Genomic DNA, 14,434 nt, shown 5'->3' with positions numbered 1-14,434 from the left:
CCGAAAATATCCCCGCAGGCTCAAAAGTGTCAACGACGGCACGGTAAAGGCGCTTCTCTTGACGTGGAGGTAACGAATCCGGTTTCCCCGGAAAGCGTTTGTCTGATCTTTCTCCGCCGTCATTGACCAGCATGGTACGCTTTCACGACCGTCCAGACGGTCGGGAATTGCTGTACGGCGACGAAGACGGGTGGAACGCATGCGCGACGAGATCCTCGACGCGGTGGAGAGACTCCTGGTGAAGGGCGGTGTCGACGCCGTCCGCCTCGACGCGGCGGCCGCCGAGGCCGGCGTGAGCAAGGGCGGACTGCTCCACCACTTCCCGTCCAAGTCGGCTCTGGTGCAGGGCGTCGTCCGCCGGCTCGTCGACCGGTTCGAGGCGGTCCTGCCCGGCCCCGAAGCGCCCGCCGGCGCCTTCACCAGAGCCTGGCTGGACGCCTCGATCCCCGTGGCGGCCCCCGACGAGGGCGGGGCGGGCCCGTCCGCCGTACCGGTCGCACTGCTCGCGGCGGCAGGGGGCCCCGCGGTCCTCGACGTCCTCCAGGAGCGCTACCGCGACTGGCAGACCCGCCTCGACGAGGACGGGCTGCCGCCGGGCGTCAGCTCCCTCGTGCGCATGGCGGTCGACGGCTGGTGGACCGCACGCCTGCTGGGACTGGCTCCGCCGCAGGGCGCCGACCACCACCGGCTGCGCGCCCTCGTCGAGGACCTGATCGCGCCAGGGCCCGCGGAGGCCGGGTGATGGGGCTCCTCCTGGTCGCCGGGGCGATCGTCTCCGAGGTGGCGGCCACGCTCGCCCTGCGGGCCTCCCACGGCCTGACCAGGCTCGCCCCGAGCATCCTGGTCGTCGTGGGCTACGGGCTCGCCTTCGTCCTCCTCGCCCAGGCACTCAAGTCCCTGAACGTCGGTCCGGTCTACGCGGTCTGGTCGGGGGTCGGCACGGTCGGCGCCTTCGCCGGAGGCGTCCTGTTCTTCGGCGAGTCGGTGCGTCCCGCCACCGTGATCGGAGTGGCCCTGGTCGTCCTGGGCGTGGCCGTGATGTACCTGGGCGGCGGGATGGAGCACTGATGACCGCAGCGGACCGCACCCCTCGCGGCGTGCGCACCATCAAGGCCGCGATGCTCGTGACCGACGTCGGCTTCCTGCTGTACTGGTCGGTCGCACTGCTCAACCTCATTCCGCCGGAGCACGCCTACAAGGACTACGGCGACCCGGTCATGAGCGACTGGAACTACTCGTTCCTGCCCTTGGACATCGCCGCGAGCGTCACCGGCCTCGTTTCTCTCCACCTGGCCGGTAACCGCCGTGTCCGGACAAAGGCGTGTCACCGCGGACTTCATCTTCCGTTGACGCTGATTTCCCTGACGCTCACCAGCTCCGCCGGACTCCAGGCAGTGGCATTCTGGTCACTGCGCGGCGACTGGTCCCTCACCTGGTGGATTCCGAACCTTGCCCTGCTCCTCTTCCCCATTCCGTCGATCGTGTATTTGCTGCGGAGATCAATGGGAAGCGAAACCCGGACGGTGGAATCTGTGGCGGTGACCGGGCGGAGGTGAGAGAAGTTCTTCTTCCGTCCGTCCGTCCGTCCGTCCGTCCGTCCGTCCGTCCGTCCGCCCGTCCGTCCGTCCGTCCGTCCGGCACTCAAATATGTCGCGGCAGTCGGGGCAGTCGGGTGGGGGTGCGCCGGCTCGACGAGGTTCACCGGTGCCGAGGCCGGCCGGCCTCGGCACCCTCACCTCACAGCCCGGCCACCTTCGCGCTCGCCGACACCTCGTAGACCAGGGTGACCGTGCGTCGGCCGCCGGGAGGCAGGACGACGTTCCAGCGGGCGATGCCCTCCGCGTCGAGCGTGTCGGGCGCGGGGGAACAGGCTTCGTTGCGCAGCCGTACCTCCACCGCCGAGACCTCGGAGACCGGGACGCGCTCCCGCACGGCAACCGTTTGTACGGCCTGTTCCGCGGGGGCGGAGAAACGGGAGAGGTGCAGCCGGACCGTGTGGGTGGTCACGGTCCGCTGGGTCAGGCCGGGGGAGGCGTGGGACTCCTCGGCGTACCGGACCACCCGGTAGTCGTCGCAGCTGCCGAAGGCCAGCTCGACCGGGGCGCCCGGGGCGGTGAAGTCCAGTGTGCCGCGGCCGGTGAATCCGCTGCCGCGGACCAGGTCCACGGGTCCGGCGAGCAGGGCGTGGCCGGACCGGTTGTCGAACCGGACCACCTGGGTGACCAGGGGGGACAGCTCGGGCGCGCAGGCGTACTCGCTGCTCGCGGCCGTGGTGAAGGCGGAGAGCCGCACGCGGTGGGCGCGGCCGTCGGCGGGCACCGAGACCGGCGCGGGAGCGTTGAGCACCCGTGTCTCGCCGCCGTCGGCGACTCCCGGCAGGCCGAGCACGGGGGCCGGGCCGAGGTCCCCGATCTCCTGCTCGCGCAGCTCGACCTCGACCGTGCGGCGCTCCTCCGCCGTGCGGTCCTTCAGCGTCAACCGGTCCTCACGCAGCCGCGGCGGTTCGGCGGCCAGCGCGGACCGGGCCGTCGACAACGTCAGCCGTACGTCCGACCAGTCCTCGCCGGTGCGCTGCCAGACCATGGCGTCGGTCTCCAGCGTCAGGGAGTCACCGTCGAGGACGGCACGGTAGGCGGGCCGCCACAGCGCGCAGGGAGTGAGGTGCGTCAGGCGCAGCCCCACCGGACCGGCGGCGGCGGCCTCCACGGTCAGCTCGATGTGCCCGACCAGCTCGGCGGGTTCGGTCTCCGCGAGGTCCATGGCCCGTCGCGCTTCCCCGAGTTCGGCGTCGAGGGCGCTCAGCCGGGCTCCGGCGGCGCGGAGCTGCTCGCCGTACGTGTCGCGTTCGGCGTCCACCCGGTCGAGCTCGCGGGCCCAACGGGGCCCTTCGGTCTCCCCGGAGCCGGCGCCTTCGCCGATCTCCCGCAACAGGTCGGCGGCGAGACGGCCGAGCAGGTCGAGACGGGACCGCAGCCGGTCGCGTCGCTGCTCCACGGCTAGGCGTTCCTCTTCGAGGGCGTGCACCCTCCGGCGGAGGGCGGAGTCATGGTCCGGGGACGGCCGCGGCCCGCGCGGCGTCCACTCGCGGACGATCCGCGCGTCGAGCACGGTCGCGGGGTGACCGGCGGTCACCTCGGCGTGGAGGGTGCGGTCGACGGCCAGCGCGCTGACCGGACCCAGCCGCAGCCGCTGGACGCCGGGCCGGAGGTCCAGCACGGCGGCGCGTTCGACGTGTGCGCGGTCCTCCAGGCAGGTGACGGCGGTGACGGGAAGGGGGATCGGCTTCGGGGCGGTGGGCATGGGGTGTGTCAGCTCCTGCGGTTGCCGCCGACCAGGGCCTTGCCGGCCGGGATGCGGATCTCGTAGCCGCCGTCGAGGGCGGCGGTGCCACCGGCGGGCAGGGCGACCCGCCAGACGCGGGTGCCCGGGGCGTGGTGCTCGGATGCGGCACCGTCCTCCGGTGCCGTCCAGTCCGCCCGTTCCTCGATCCGGACGTCCGGTTCGGAGCTGACCGGCACCAGCTCGCGCACCTCGACGGTGACGGGCCTCGCGAGCTGGCTGGCCAGCTCCACGTGCACCCGGTGGTCGAGCACGGTGACGTTGTTGCGCAGGCCCGACGTCGACTCGCGCAGGTTCGTACGGCGGGTGACCCGGATGCCCTCGGCCGGCCCCAGTCCTACCCGGCGCACATCGCCGGGCGCGAGGGTGGGCAGTGACGCGGTCAGCAGGAAGTCGTCGTCGACGGTGACCTCCACCGGGCCGGCCAGCAGAGCGTGGTCGGTGGCGTTGGAGAGAACCAGAGTGGCGTACACGGTCGGTTCCACGGACGGTACGCACAGGTACTCGGTGCGCAGTCCGACCGGGATCTCGGCGACGGTGACGGTGTGCCAGGTGCCGTCCGACGGGATGTCGGCGCGGGCGGCGGCGTCGAAGCGGTGGTCGAAGGATCCCGCGGACTCGCGGGGCCGCACGGCGTGTCCGGGCAGCGGCAGCGCGGCCACCGACTCGGCGCGGCGCCGGTACTCGGCCGCCACCGGGTCGTGGGAGGAGCCGGGGAACAGCCGGCCTCGGCGCTCTCCCTGCTCGTCGGGACCGGACAACACCAGGGCGGCGTAGTCGAGTTCGGCACCGCTCGGTTGCGGCGGCCCGACCGCCGGGGCGGGAGGCGGTGGGGGAGCGGCCCCGCCCGGAGCCGCGGGTGCCTTGGCGGCGAACGCTGCCCTGCTGGCACGGGGCCCGCCGCCGGGGCGCGACCTGGCCGGCTGCGCGCGGTCGGGCATCGCGCCGCCGACGGGCATCGGAGCGGGGGCGGCGGGCGCCGGAGGGGCGGCGGGTGCGCTGCCGGGCCCCGCGGTCATGGCCGGTGGCCCGCCGTAGGACGGGGGAAGCGGTGGGGGAGCTGTGCGGGCGAAGCCGGCCCCCGCCGCCATGCCTTCGGTGGCCGCGGCGGGACGGGGGCCCGGCGCGTCGTACCCGGCGAACAGATCGGCGAGCCCCGCCGGGGGTTCGCGCCAGCCGGAGGGGGCGGGGGTGGGCTGGCGGCGTCCGATGCGGATCGAGCGGAGCCTCGGCTGGTCGGTGCGGCGCCGCAGGTCGGCGGTGGACAGGGCGACCCGTACGCCCGTCCAGTCCTCGCCGGTGCGCTGGGCGACCGAGGCGCGCAGCACCAGGCGGCCGCTCTCGTCGCCCTGACGGTGGGTGAGCCGGTAGGCCGGCACCCAGACGGCGCCCGGCACCCCGTACTCCAGCTCCAGTTCCAGCTCCTCGTCACCGGTGCCGCCGACGAGGGTGAGGACCGCGGAGACCGTGGTCTCGACGTGCGCCGACGGTACGTCCGTGGAGGCGCGGTCGAGTCGGTCGGTGGCGACGGTGAGTTCGTGCTCGACGAGGAGCAGCGCCTCGTCCAGTTCGGCGAGGCGGGCGTGCAGGCCGGTCAGCCGCTGTTCGACGAAGTCGGCGAGTTCCAGCCACGCGTCGACGGGGGTGCGGCGGTGCGGGTCGTCTCGCCTGCGGGGCGGCGGCACCGGATGCAGCGCCGTGACCTCCTCGATCAGGCTCAGCTGCCGGTCCCGGCGCCCTTGTGCCGCCGCGTACTCGTCTCGCAGCCGTTCCACCTCGCGCCGCAGCGCGTCGGGGATGCCCGCGTCCAGCGGCTCGGCGTCGACCTCCACCCGGGCCTCGACGACACGCACTCCGGAGGCATCGAGGACGCGCGCCCGCAGTGAGCCGGGGTCCAGCGAACGGGGCAGTCCCGTCACCCGGACCCGCCCGCCGGGCGGCACGCTGCCCCGGGCCAGGCGGCGACAGAGCGCGCCCTGCGCGTACACCACGACCGAATCGAGGGCCGAACCCCAATTCCGTGCCTCTTCCACCCGCATGAACGCCCCCACCGTGTCTGTGCCGAGCACAGCTTACGTCGCGGTCGCCGTCCCGTCGCGGTGATCGAATCCGGCCCGACGAGAGCTGATCGGTGGGCGGCGCGGGCGTGCTGCCGGAGTCGGCGGCCATGGCGTGCCGCGGTCCGTCCTCGCCGTGCGCGGCGCCACTGTGCAGCTCGTCCACGGCCGGGCGAAGGTGCGGTCGTCCGGGGTGAGCGCCCGGACCAGCTCCGTCGGCCGGCGGTCGCAACGGACACAGCGGTCCCCGGACCGGGAACGAGGGTACCGACGCGATCGTCCGGCCGGCGACCGAGGGGCCCGGCGCCGGCTCGGGACGCTTCGCCGACCGCGGGGGACCGATCGACCTGTTCCGAACCGACGTACCTCGCAGGCGCGGGGGTGCGTCAGGGGCGGCTCGTCAGATAGCCGCCCATCGAGGTGAAGTACTCCGTGGCCGCCAACTCCCGTCCGTCCTCGGTGCGTACGCGGGTGATGGCCAGGCCGTGGTTGCGGCCGGTGCGGGCGTCGGCCCCGGCGACGATCACCACGCCGTCGCCCTCGCGGTAGAAGATGCGGCCGGGAGTGCCGCCGTAGCGGGCCTCGGAGACGACCGCCGCGAGGACCTCGAGGCGCTTGCCCTTGTGGAAGGTGAAGGCGCTGGGGTACGGCTCGGACTGGGCGCGGACCAGGCGCTCCAGGTCCGCGGCCGGCCAGTTCCAGTCGATGCGGATGTCCTCGGTGGAGCGCTTGTGGAAGAAGCTCGCCTGCGACCGGTCCTGCTTGGTGAACTCGGTCCGTCCGGAGGCGATGAGGTCGAGTGCGCCGATGGTGACCGGGGCGATGAGGTCGACCGTCTTGTGGAAGAGGTCGGTCGTGGTGTCCGTCGGTCCGACCGGAACCGCTTCCTGCCGGACGATGTCGCCGGCGTCGAGCTCGTCGTTCATCATGTGGGCGGTGACGCCGACTTCGGGCTCACCGTTGATCAGGGCCCAGATCAGTGGCGAGAAACCGGCGTACTTCGGCAGCAGCGAGTCGTGGACGTTGAGTGTGCCGTGGCGCGGCAGGTCGAAGATGCGCGGGGGGATCCAGGTCCGCCAGTTGTTGGCCACGATGATGTCCGGGTCGGCCTCCTTGAGGCGCTCGAACAGCTCGTCGTCGTCAGGGCGGTTGCGGATCAGTACGGGGACGCCGTGCTCTTCGGCGAGATCGGCGACGGAGTCGCTCCAGATCTTCTCGTACGCGTGATCGCTCCTCGGGTGGGTCACGACCAGCACCACGTCGTGCTCGGAGTCCAGGAGGGCTTGCAGGGTGCGGTGCCCCCAGGTCTGGTAACCGAACATGACGACCCGCATGGGGGTTCCTCCTCAAGACAGGGGGTGGACCGGGAGCAGTAAAGCAAGGCTTACCTTAGTTTTCAACGGGTGTACAGGGTGCACCGGTTGGTGAACTCCCCACGCTCGCAGGCGTGTTCCGTCCTATCGACAGCCGCACAGGATTAGCTTAGGCTCACCTAAGTTCAGCGGGCCGCTCCTTCGGCGTGCCCGCCTTGCGTTTCCCCACGCCGTACTGGCGGCTGCCCCGCACGATGGGAGAGACATGTCACGGGTTCTTCCTGCTGACGCATCAGCGATCCACGACCTGATCGGTATCGGCTTCGGACCGTCCAATGTCGCCATGGCGATCGCACTCAGCGAGCACAACGCACGCGCCGGCCGGCAGGAGGCTGTCACCGCTCACTTCTTCGAGCAGCAGCCGAGCTTCGGCTGGCACCGCGGCATGCTGATCGACGACGCGACCATGCAGGTGTCCTTCCTCAAGGACCTGGTGACGCTGCGGAACCCGACCAGCGAGTTCAGCTTCCTCTGCTACCTCAAGAGCAAGGGACGGCTGATCGACTTCATCAACCACAAGAGCCTTTTCCCGCTGCGCGTGGAGTTCCACGACTACTTCGAGTGGGCCGCGGCCAAGGTCGAGGACATGGTCTCCTACGGCCACGAGGTCGTCGGCGTCGCGCCCGCCGTCCGCGACGGAGCCGTGGACCACCTGGAAGTGACGGTCCGCACGGGCGAGGGGCTGGAGGTCCACCGGGCCCGCAACCTCGTCATCGGCACCGGGCTGCGTCCCCTCATGCCGCAGGGCATGGAGCGCGGCGACCGCGTCTGGCACAACTCCGAACTGCTCGCCAAGGTCGAGGGACTGGAAGGCACTTCGCCCTCCCGGTTCGTCGTCGTGGGCGCCGGCCAGAGCGCCGCCGAGAACGTCGCCTACCTGCACCGCCGCTTCCCCGGGGCCGAGATCTGCGCGGTCTTCTCCCGCTACGGCTACAGCCCCGCCGACGACAGCAGCTTCGCCAACCGGATCTTCGACCCCGAGGCGGTCGACGACTACTTCGCCGCCCCCGAGCACGTCAAACGCCGGCTGATGGACTACCACGGCAACACCAACTACTCCGTGGTGGACATCGACCTGATCGACGACCTCTACCGGCAGACGTACCAGGAGAAGGTCCTCGGCACCGAGCGGCTGCGCTTCCTCAACGTGTCCCGGCTCGCCGACGTCAAGGAGACCCCGGACGGGGTCCGTGCCACCGTGAGGTCCCTCGTCACCGGCGAGGAGACCCTCCTGGACGCGGACGTCGTGGTCTTCGCCACCGGCTACAGCCCCGCCGACCCGCTCGGCCTGCTCGGCGAGGTCGCGGACCGCTGCCTCCGGGACGAGGAGGGCCGGGTCCGCGTCGAGCGCGACTACCGCATCGCCACCGACCCCGACCTGAACTGCGGCATCTACCTCCAGGGCGGTACGGAGCACACGCACGGCATCACCTCCGCGCTGCTGTCCAACACCGCCATCAGGGTCGGCGAGATCCTGGACTCCCTCCTCGACCGGGGCGTCGAGTCCCCCTCACACGGGGCCCGGAAGGTCACCGACACCGCCCGCTAGTCCGTCCGACCGCCTGCCCCGCCGGGTGAGCCGCACCGGGCAGGCGCGGCACCATCGTGCAACCCGTGAAACCAAAGGGATAACGTACGTCGTCATGGCCACGACCGCAGTCGAGCGCCCCGCGTCCAGGGGCACAACAGAGGCCCGTCGGCGGCGGGTTGTGGGTTTGGGCATGCTGGTGGTGCTCCTCGCGGCCGCGGGGACCGTGTCACTGGCCGTCGGCGCGCGCGCGTTGAGCCCGGCCGAGGTGTGGCACGGGCTGTTCACCGCCCCGGACGCCGACCAGCGGCTCACCGAGATCAGGCTCATCGTGCAGACCGTACGGGTGCCCCGGACGGTGCTCGCCGTCGTGGCGGGCATCGCCCTGGGCGTCGGCGGCGCCCTCATCCAGGGCTACACGCGCAACCCCATCGCCGACACGGGCCTGTTGGGGGTGAACGCCGGCGCCTCGTTCGCCGTGGTGACGGTGATCGCCGTGTTCGGACTCTCCGACCCCTTCCAGTACGTCTGGTTCGCCTTCCTGGGGGCGGGCGTCGCCGGAGTCGTCGTGTTCGGGCTGTCGAGCCTCGGCCGGGGCGCCGGCAACCCGTTGACGCTCGCACTGGCCGGGCAGGGGATCACGGTGTTCCTCGCCGCGATGACCGTGGCGGTCGCGCTGTCGGACCAGAAGTCGCTGAACGCGCTGCGGTTCTGGAACTCGGGCTCCCTGGCCGGTGTCGGCTTCGACGTCATCTGGCCGGTGACCGCGTTCATCGTCCTCGGGCTGGTGCTGGCCCTGACCACACTGCCCGCCATCAACCTGCTCAACCTGGGCGACGACGTGGCGCGCGGACTCGGCGTGAACATCGCGCTGAGCCGGACCGTCGGCATCGTCGCCATCACCCTGCTCGCGGGCGCGGCGACGGCGGCGACCGGCCCCGTCGCCTTCCTCGGCCTGATGGTGGCCCACGTCGCCCGGTACCTCACCGGGCCGGACTACCGCTGGCTGGTGCCCTACGCGGGTCTGCTCGGGGCCATCGTCCTGCTGGTCTGCGACATCGTGGGGCGGCTGGTGGTGCGGCCGGGCGAGTTGGACGCGGGGGTCGTCGTCGCACTCCTCGGCGCCCCGTTCTTCGCGGTTCTGGTGTGGCGCGGAAAGTTCAAGAACGCATGAACGGGACTGATGTGAAGCAGGCGGTGACGCCGGGCGTACGACTCGGCCAGATGTCGTTCGTCTGGCGGCCCTGGGTCGCGGGCGTCACGCTGCTGCTGGCGGCGGCCACCTTCCTGGTGCTCTGCCTGTCCATCGCCGTGGGGGACTTCCCCGTCGGCCTGCCCAACGTCGTCGCCACGATCTTCGGCCGGGGCGAGCAGGTCGACGAGTTCGTGATCATGGACCTGCGGATGCCGCGGGCCCTGGCCGGCCTCGTCGTGGGGATCGCGCTGGGCGTGTCCGGGGCGATCACCCAGTCCATCGCGCGCAACCCCCTCGCCAGCCCGGACATTCTCGGGATCACCGGGGGTGCCAGCGCCGTCGCGGTGTTCCTGGTGACGGTGTCGGGCGGCACCGCCGCCGCGATCACCGACTCCGTCGGCCTGTCGGCGGCGGCCCTCGCGGGCGGCCTCGGGACAGGCCTGCTGGTGTACTTCCTGGCCTGGCGGCGCGGTGTCGACGGCTTCCGGCTCATCCTCATCGGCATCTCGGTGAGCGCGGTGATGGAGGCGATCACCACCTGGCTGCTGGTGTCCGCCGACATCCGGGACGTCGCCCGCGCCCAGGCCTGGCTGGTCGGCTCGCTGGACAACCGGTCGTGGAACGAGGTCTGGGTGGCGCTCTGGTGCTCCCTCGTCCTTCTCCTCGTCGTGTCGGGTGCCGCGTTCCAGTTCAAGCCGATGCACTTCGGCGACGAGGTCGCGGCCGGCCTGGGCGTCCGGTACGGCAGGGTGCGAGCCGTCCTGCTGCTGTGCGCCGTGCTGCTGGCCGGTGTGGCGGTCAGCGCCGCGGGGCCCGTGCCGTTCGTGGCGCTGGTGGCGCCGCAGGTGGCGATGCGTCTGACGAGGAGTCCGACACCGCCGATGGTGGCCTCCGGCCTGGTGGGGTCCCTGCTGCTGATCGGCGCGGACCTGACCGCCCGTACGGCGCTGCCGGTCACCCTCCCGGTGGGCGTGGTCACCGCCGCGGTCGGCGGTCCCTTCCTGGTCTATCTGCTGGTGCGGGCCAACCTTCGATGACCGCCGGCCAGTTGCTGGTACAAAGGTGAGGCATACCTAAATACAAGGGGGCCTTGTGGTCGCTCAGCACATCACCGACGTCGAGCCCGTGGTCGAGAGGACCGCACGGCTGGCAGCCAGCGGCGTCACGGTCGGATACGGCGGCCGGATCGTCATCGACGATCTCGACGTGGCGATCCCGCCGGGGGTCATGACCACGATCATCGGCCCCAACGGCTGTGGGAAGTCGACCCTGTTGCGGACCCTGTCACGACTGCTCAAGCCGACCAGCGGGACGGTCGTCCTGGACGGCGACGACATCGCCAAGCTCAGGACCAGGGACGTGGCGAAGAAGCTCGGCCTGCTGCCGCAGGCGCCGGTCGCCCCGGAGGGGCTGACGGTGGCCGACCTGGTGGCCAGGGGCCGTCACCCGCACCAGAGTTGGCTGCGGCAGTGGTCGTCGGACGACGCCTCCGTGGTGGAGCGTGCGCTGGCCATGACGGGGGTGTCCGACCTAGCCGACCGTCCCGTCGACTCGCTGTCCGGCGGGCAGCGTCAGCGGGTCTGGATCTCGATGACGCTGGCTCAGGGCACCGACCTGCTGCTGCTCGACGAGCCGACCACCTATCTGGACCTGGCGCACGCGGTCGACGTGCTCGATCTCGTCGACGACCTGCACGAGTCGGGGTGCACCGTGGTGATGGTGCTGCACGACCTCAACCTGGCCACCCGCTACAGCGACAACCTCATCGTGATGCGGGACGGGTCGATCCTGGCGCAGGGGCATCCGCGTGACGTGATCACCGCCGGGTTGCTGCACGAGGCGTTCGGACTGCGGGCCCAGGTGATCGACGACCCCGTGGGGGACCGGCCGTTGATCGTGCCGATCGGTCGTACGCACGTCAACTTGGCGACGCAAAAGGGCAGTTAGATTCGTGGTTAGGCTAGGCTAACCTCACTTTTGTCGGTAGGGTTTGCCTGCCTGAGAACAAGGCGCAGCGGACAGTGCGAGAGCAAGGGATTGCGGATGTTCCTCCATCGAACGACCCTCAGGAAGCCCCGGCGGCGGCTCGCGGCGGTGCTTTCGGCCGCGACCCTCGGCGTGGGGCTCCTCGCGGGATGCGGTTCCGACTCGGACAAGGACACGGCGAGCGACACCACCTCGACCGCTGCCGCCGCCGGCGCCTTCCCGGTCACCGTGGAGCACGCGTTCGGATCCACGAAGATCAGCAAGGCGCCCCAGCGGGTCGTCTCCGTCGGCTACACGGACGACCAGACCATCCTGGCCTTCGGCGTCAAGCCCGTCGGCATGGTCGACCAGTACCCGAACCCGGCCGGCCGGAGCCCCGACATCAACACCCAGTGGCCCTGGGTGAAGGAGCAGTGGGGCGACACCAAGCCCGAGGTCATCATGAAGAACGGTGACTCCGGCCCCAACTACGAGAAGATCGCCGCCCTGCGCCCGGACCTGATCATCGCGGTCTACTCCGAGATCGACCAGGCCGCCTACGACAAGCTCTCCAAGATCGCCCCGACGGTGGGCCGTACCAAGGCCGAGAAGGAGCCGTTCAGCGCGCCCTGGCAGGACAACGCGCTGCACATCGCCAAGGCGCTCGGCAAGGCCGAGGAGGGCGAGAAGCTGGTGCAGGGCATCCAGGACAAGCTCGACGCGGCCAAGAAGGCGCACCCCGAGTTCGCCGACGAGACCGCCGTGGCGCTGTCCTGGTACGAGAACTCCGTCGCGCCCTTCACCTCCACCGACGTGCGTGGACGCCTGCTGACCGGCATCGGGTTCAAGTACCAGACCGAGATCGACAAGGTCGCCGACGGCAGCTTCTACACCAAGCTCTCCCCGGAGCGCATCGACCTGGTCGACGTCGACCGCATCTTCGTCATCAACGACAAGGCGGACACGGACGCGCTGAAGAAGTTCGAGCTGTTCACCAACCTGGACGCCGTCAAGAACGGCAAGGTGTCGTACCTGCTCGACAGCGAGGGCCCCGCGGTCGGCGCGGCCATCTCCCAGGGCACCCTGCTGTCCATGCCCTACGCGATCGACGAGCTCGTCAAGTCGGCAGAGTAGGTGTGAGCACCACCGAGACGCGCGTCGCCCCGGCAACCCTGCGAACGGCGACCGGACGTGAGGCCACCCGGTGGGTCGCGGCGCACTGCCGCGAGGTGCCGGGGCTGACGACGGCCACCGTGCTCACCACGGTGGCCGGGGCGGCACTCCAGGTGCTGCCGGTGCTCCTGCTCGGCAGGGTCGTCGACGGTGTCGTCGAGGGCAGGTCGCAGTCCATCCTCGTCACGATCGGCGCCGTGATGGTCGCCGCCGCGCTGCTCGGCGCGGCGGCCACCGCGGTGTCGACCTACCTCATCGGCCGGCTGGGCGCGGATCTGCTCGCCCGGCTGCGGGAAGGCGCCGTCCGGGCGGTCCTCGGGATGCCGAGCGCCCGGATCGAGCAGGTCGGCCGCGGAGACGTACTCTCCCGGGTCGGCGACGACGTGGCGGTGCTGTCCAAGGGCATCCGCACGGCCGTCCCGACGGTGTTCTCGGCCGGCGTGCTGGTCGTCATCGCGACGCTCGGCATGTTCGGGCTGGACTGGCGGCTCGGCCTGGCGGGCGCCGGCGCGCTGCCCGCGTACGCGCTGGCCCTGCGCTGGTACCTCCCCCGGTCCGCCCCGCTCTACCGCAAGCAGCGCGTGGCCCAGGCCGACCGCGCGCAGGCGTTGATCAGCGGTCTCAACGGGATCGACACGGTCCGCGCGTACCGCCTCGAGGACACCTTCCGCGAGAAGGTCACCCGTGAGTCGTGGCGGGTGCGTGAACTCGGCATCGAGGTGTTCCGGTTCTTCGGCCGGTTCGTCGGCCGGGAGAACCGCGCCGAGTTCATCGGGCTCGTCCTCATCATCGTGGTGGGGTACGCCCTGCTGGAGGCCGGCGCCGCCAGTCTGGGCGAGGTATCGGCGGCCCCGCTCCTGTTCCACCGGCTGTTCACCCCGCTGGGCGCGATCATGTTCACCTTCGACGAGGCGCAGAAGTCGGGCGCGAGCCTGACCCGGCTGGTCGGCGTGCTGGGGGAGTCCGCGGAGGACCGTCTGGTCGGCGACGCCTCCGTCGCACAGGCCGACGCCGCCTCGTACCCGGTGACCGTGCGGGGACTGACGTTCAGCTACCCCGACACCGAGGAACCGGTGCTGCGGGACGTCGACCTGACGATCCCGGCCGGCGGTTCGCTCGCCCTGGTCGGGGCGACGGGCGCGGGCAAGACGACCCTGGCCGCGCTCATCGCGGGCATCGGGACACCGCAGGCCGGGTCGGTGCGCATCGGGCCGACCGACCTCGCCGGCCTGGACGAGGCCGGCGCGCGGGCCCTGGTGAGCATCCTGACGCAGGAGACACACGTGTTCTCCGGTCCCCTCGCGGACGACCTGCGGCTGGCCGCGCCGGACGCGACCGACGCCGAACTGCTGGACGCGCTGCGCACGGTCGGCGCCGACCGGTGGGTCGAGGCGCTGCCCGACGGGCTGACCACCCTGGTCGGCGAGGGCGGCGAGCGCCTGGACGTCACCAAGGTCGCCCAGATCGCCCTGGCCCGGCTGGTACTGGGCCGGGCGCCGGTGGTGGTGCTCGACGAGTCGACCGCGGAGGCCGGCAGCGAGGGCGCCGCCGAGCTGGACCGGGCCGTGCTGGCCGCGTGCGCGGGTCGGACGACGCTGTTCGTGGCGCACCGGCTGACCCAGGCGATGGCGGCCGACCGGATCGCGGTACTCGACGCGGGACGCGTGGTGGAGCAGGGCACCCACGAGGAACTGGTGGCCCTGGGCGGCCGGTACGCCCGACTGTGGCGGGCCTGGCGAGAAGGCAGTTAGGCACACCGCCTGAGTCGGTTTGGGCCAACTCTCATTCCGTGGAAGGGAAGCTG

General features: G+C 71.4%; 12 protein-coding genes. 9 read left to right on the top strand and 3 right to left on the bottom strand.

Translation table 11 applies throughout. From position 1 onward, the window contains the following. The first annotated feature begins 199 nt into the window (after positions 1-199). The 3 genes from ACFWJX_RS17180 to ACFWJX_RS17170 are packed head-to-tail and all read left to right on the top strand — an operon-like array spanning position 200 to position 1,556. Positions 200-742 (top strand): TetR/AcrR family transcriptional regulator, encoded by a 543-nt coding sequence (locus ACFWJX_RS17180; protein WP_383243201.1) that lies wholly within the window; start codon positions 200-202, stop codon positions 740-742. After that, positions 742-1,068: a DMT family transporter gene (locus tag ACFWJX_RS17175; protein ID WP_383243199.1), complete on the top strand. Its 327-nt coding sequence runs from the start codon at positions 742-744 to the stop codon at positions 1,066-1,068. The genes ACFWJX_RS17180 and ACFWJX_RS17175 overlap by 1 nt, the downstream gene beginning before the upstream one ends. Then, on the top strand, positions 1,068-1,556 hold the full coding sequence (locus tag ACFWJX_RS17170) for a DUF5360 family protein (RefSeq protein ID WP_383243197.1): 489 nt from the start codon (positions 1,068-1,070) through the stop codon (positions 1,554-1,556). The genes ACFWJX_RS17175 and ACFWJX_RS17170 overlap by 1 nt, the downstream gene beginning before the upstream one ends. A 181-nt stretch (positions 1,557-1,737) precedes the next feature. On the opposite strand, the gene ACFWJX_RS17165 is transcribed toward ACFWJX_RS17170, so the two are convergent. The 3 genes from ACFWJX_RS17165 to ACFWJX_RS17155 form a co-directional block, all read right to left on the bottom strand. Further along, a complete protein-coding gene (locus ACFWJX_RS17165) occupies positions 1,738-3,300 on the bottom strand; it encodes a mucoidy inhibitor MuiA family protein (protein WP_383243194.1) in 1,563 nt (520 codons plus the stop codon). Positions 3,301-3,308: 8 nt separating this feature from the next. After that, entirely contained in the window at positions 3,309-5,378 is a 2,070-nt protein-coding gene (locus tag ACFWJX_RS17160) for a DUF4139 domain-containing protein (RefSeq protein WP_383243191.1), read from the bottom strand. Between the two features lie 404 nt (positions 5,379-5,782). Next, entirely contained in the window at positions 5,783-6,730 is a 948-nt protein-coding gene (locus ACFWJX_RS17155; protein ID WP_383243189.1) for a methionyl-tRNA formyltransferase, read from the bottom strand. A gap of 244 nt (positions 6,731-6,974) precedes the next feature. On the opposite strand from ACFWJX_RS17155, the gene ACFWJX_RS17150 reads away from it, so the two are divergent. The 6 genes from ACFWJX_RS17150 (at position 6,975) to ACFWJX_RS17125 (ending at position 14,381) form a co-directional block, all read left to right on the top strand. Beyond that, positions 6,975-8,318 (top strand): lysine N(6)-hydroxylase/L-ornithine N(5)-oxygenase family protein, encoded by a 1,344-nt coding sequence (locus tag ACFWJX_RS17150; protein ID WP_383243186.1) that lies wholly within the window; start codon positions 6,975-6,977, stop codon positions 8,316-8,318. 94 nt (positions 8,319-8,412) lie between these two features. Further along, a complete protein-coding gene (locus ACFWJX_RS17145) occupies positions 8,413-9,471 on the top strand; it encodes a FecCD family ABC transporter permease (RefSeq protein ID WP_383243183.1) in 1,059 nt (352 codons plus the stop codon). Further along, positions 9,468-10,529: a FecCD family ABC transporter permease gene (locus ACFWJX_RS17140; RefSeq protein WP_383243180.1), complete on the top strand. Its 1,062-nt coding sequence runs from the start codon at positions 9,468-9,470 to the stop codon at positions 10,527-10,529. Before ACFWJX_RS17145 ends, ACFWJX_RS17140 begins: the two co-directional genes overlap by 4 nt. A gap of 55 nt (positions 10,530-10,584) precedes the next feature. Then, positions 10,585-11,439, top strand: coding sequence for an ABC transporter ATP-binding protein (locus ACFWJX_RS17135; RefSeq protein WP_383243177.1), 855 nt, complete (start codon positions 10,585-10,587; stop codon positions 11,437-11,439). Positions 11,440-11,535: 96 nt separating this feature from the next. Continuing rightward, on the top strand, positions 11,536-12,591 hold the full coding sequence (locus ACFWJX_RS17130; protein ID WP_383243175.1) for an iron-siderophore ABC transporter substrate-binding protein: 1,056 nt from the start codon (positions 11,536-11,538) through the stop codon (positions 12,589-12,591). A 2-nt stretch (positions 12,592-12,593) separates the two neighbouring features. Beyond that, positions 12,594-14,381 (top strand): ABC transporter ATP-binding protein, encoded by a 1,788-nt coding sequence (locus tag ACFWJX_RS17125; protein WP_383243172.1) that lies wholly within the window; start codon positions 12,594-12,596, stop codon positions 14,379-14,381. The last annotated feature ends 53 nt before the right edge of the window (positions 14,382-14,434 follow it).

Origin of the sequence: Streptomyces sp. NPDC058335, assembly GCF_042723915.1 — a bacterium.
Classification (GTDB): Bacteria; Actinomycetota; Actinomycetes; order Streptomycetales; family Streptomycetaceae; genus Streptomyces.
The sequence above is the reverse complement of the archived record's forward strand: the minus strand, read 5'-3'. Positions and strand labels throughout refer to the sequence as shown.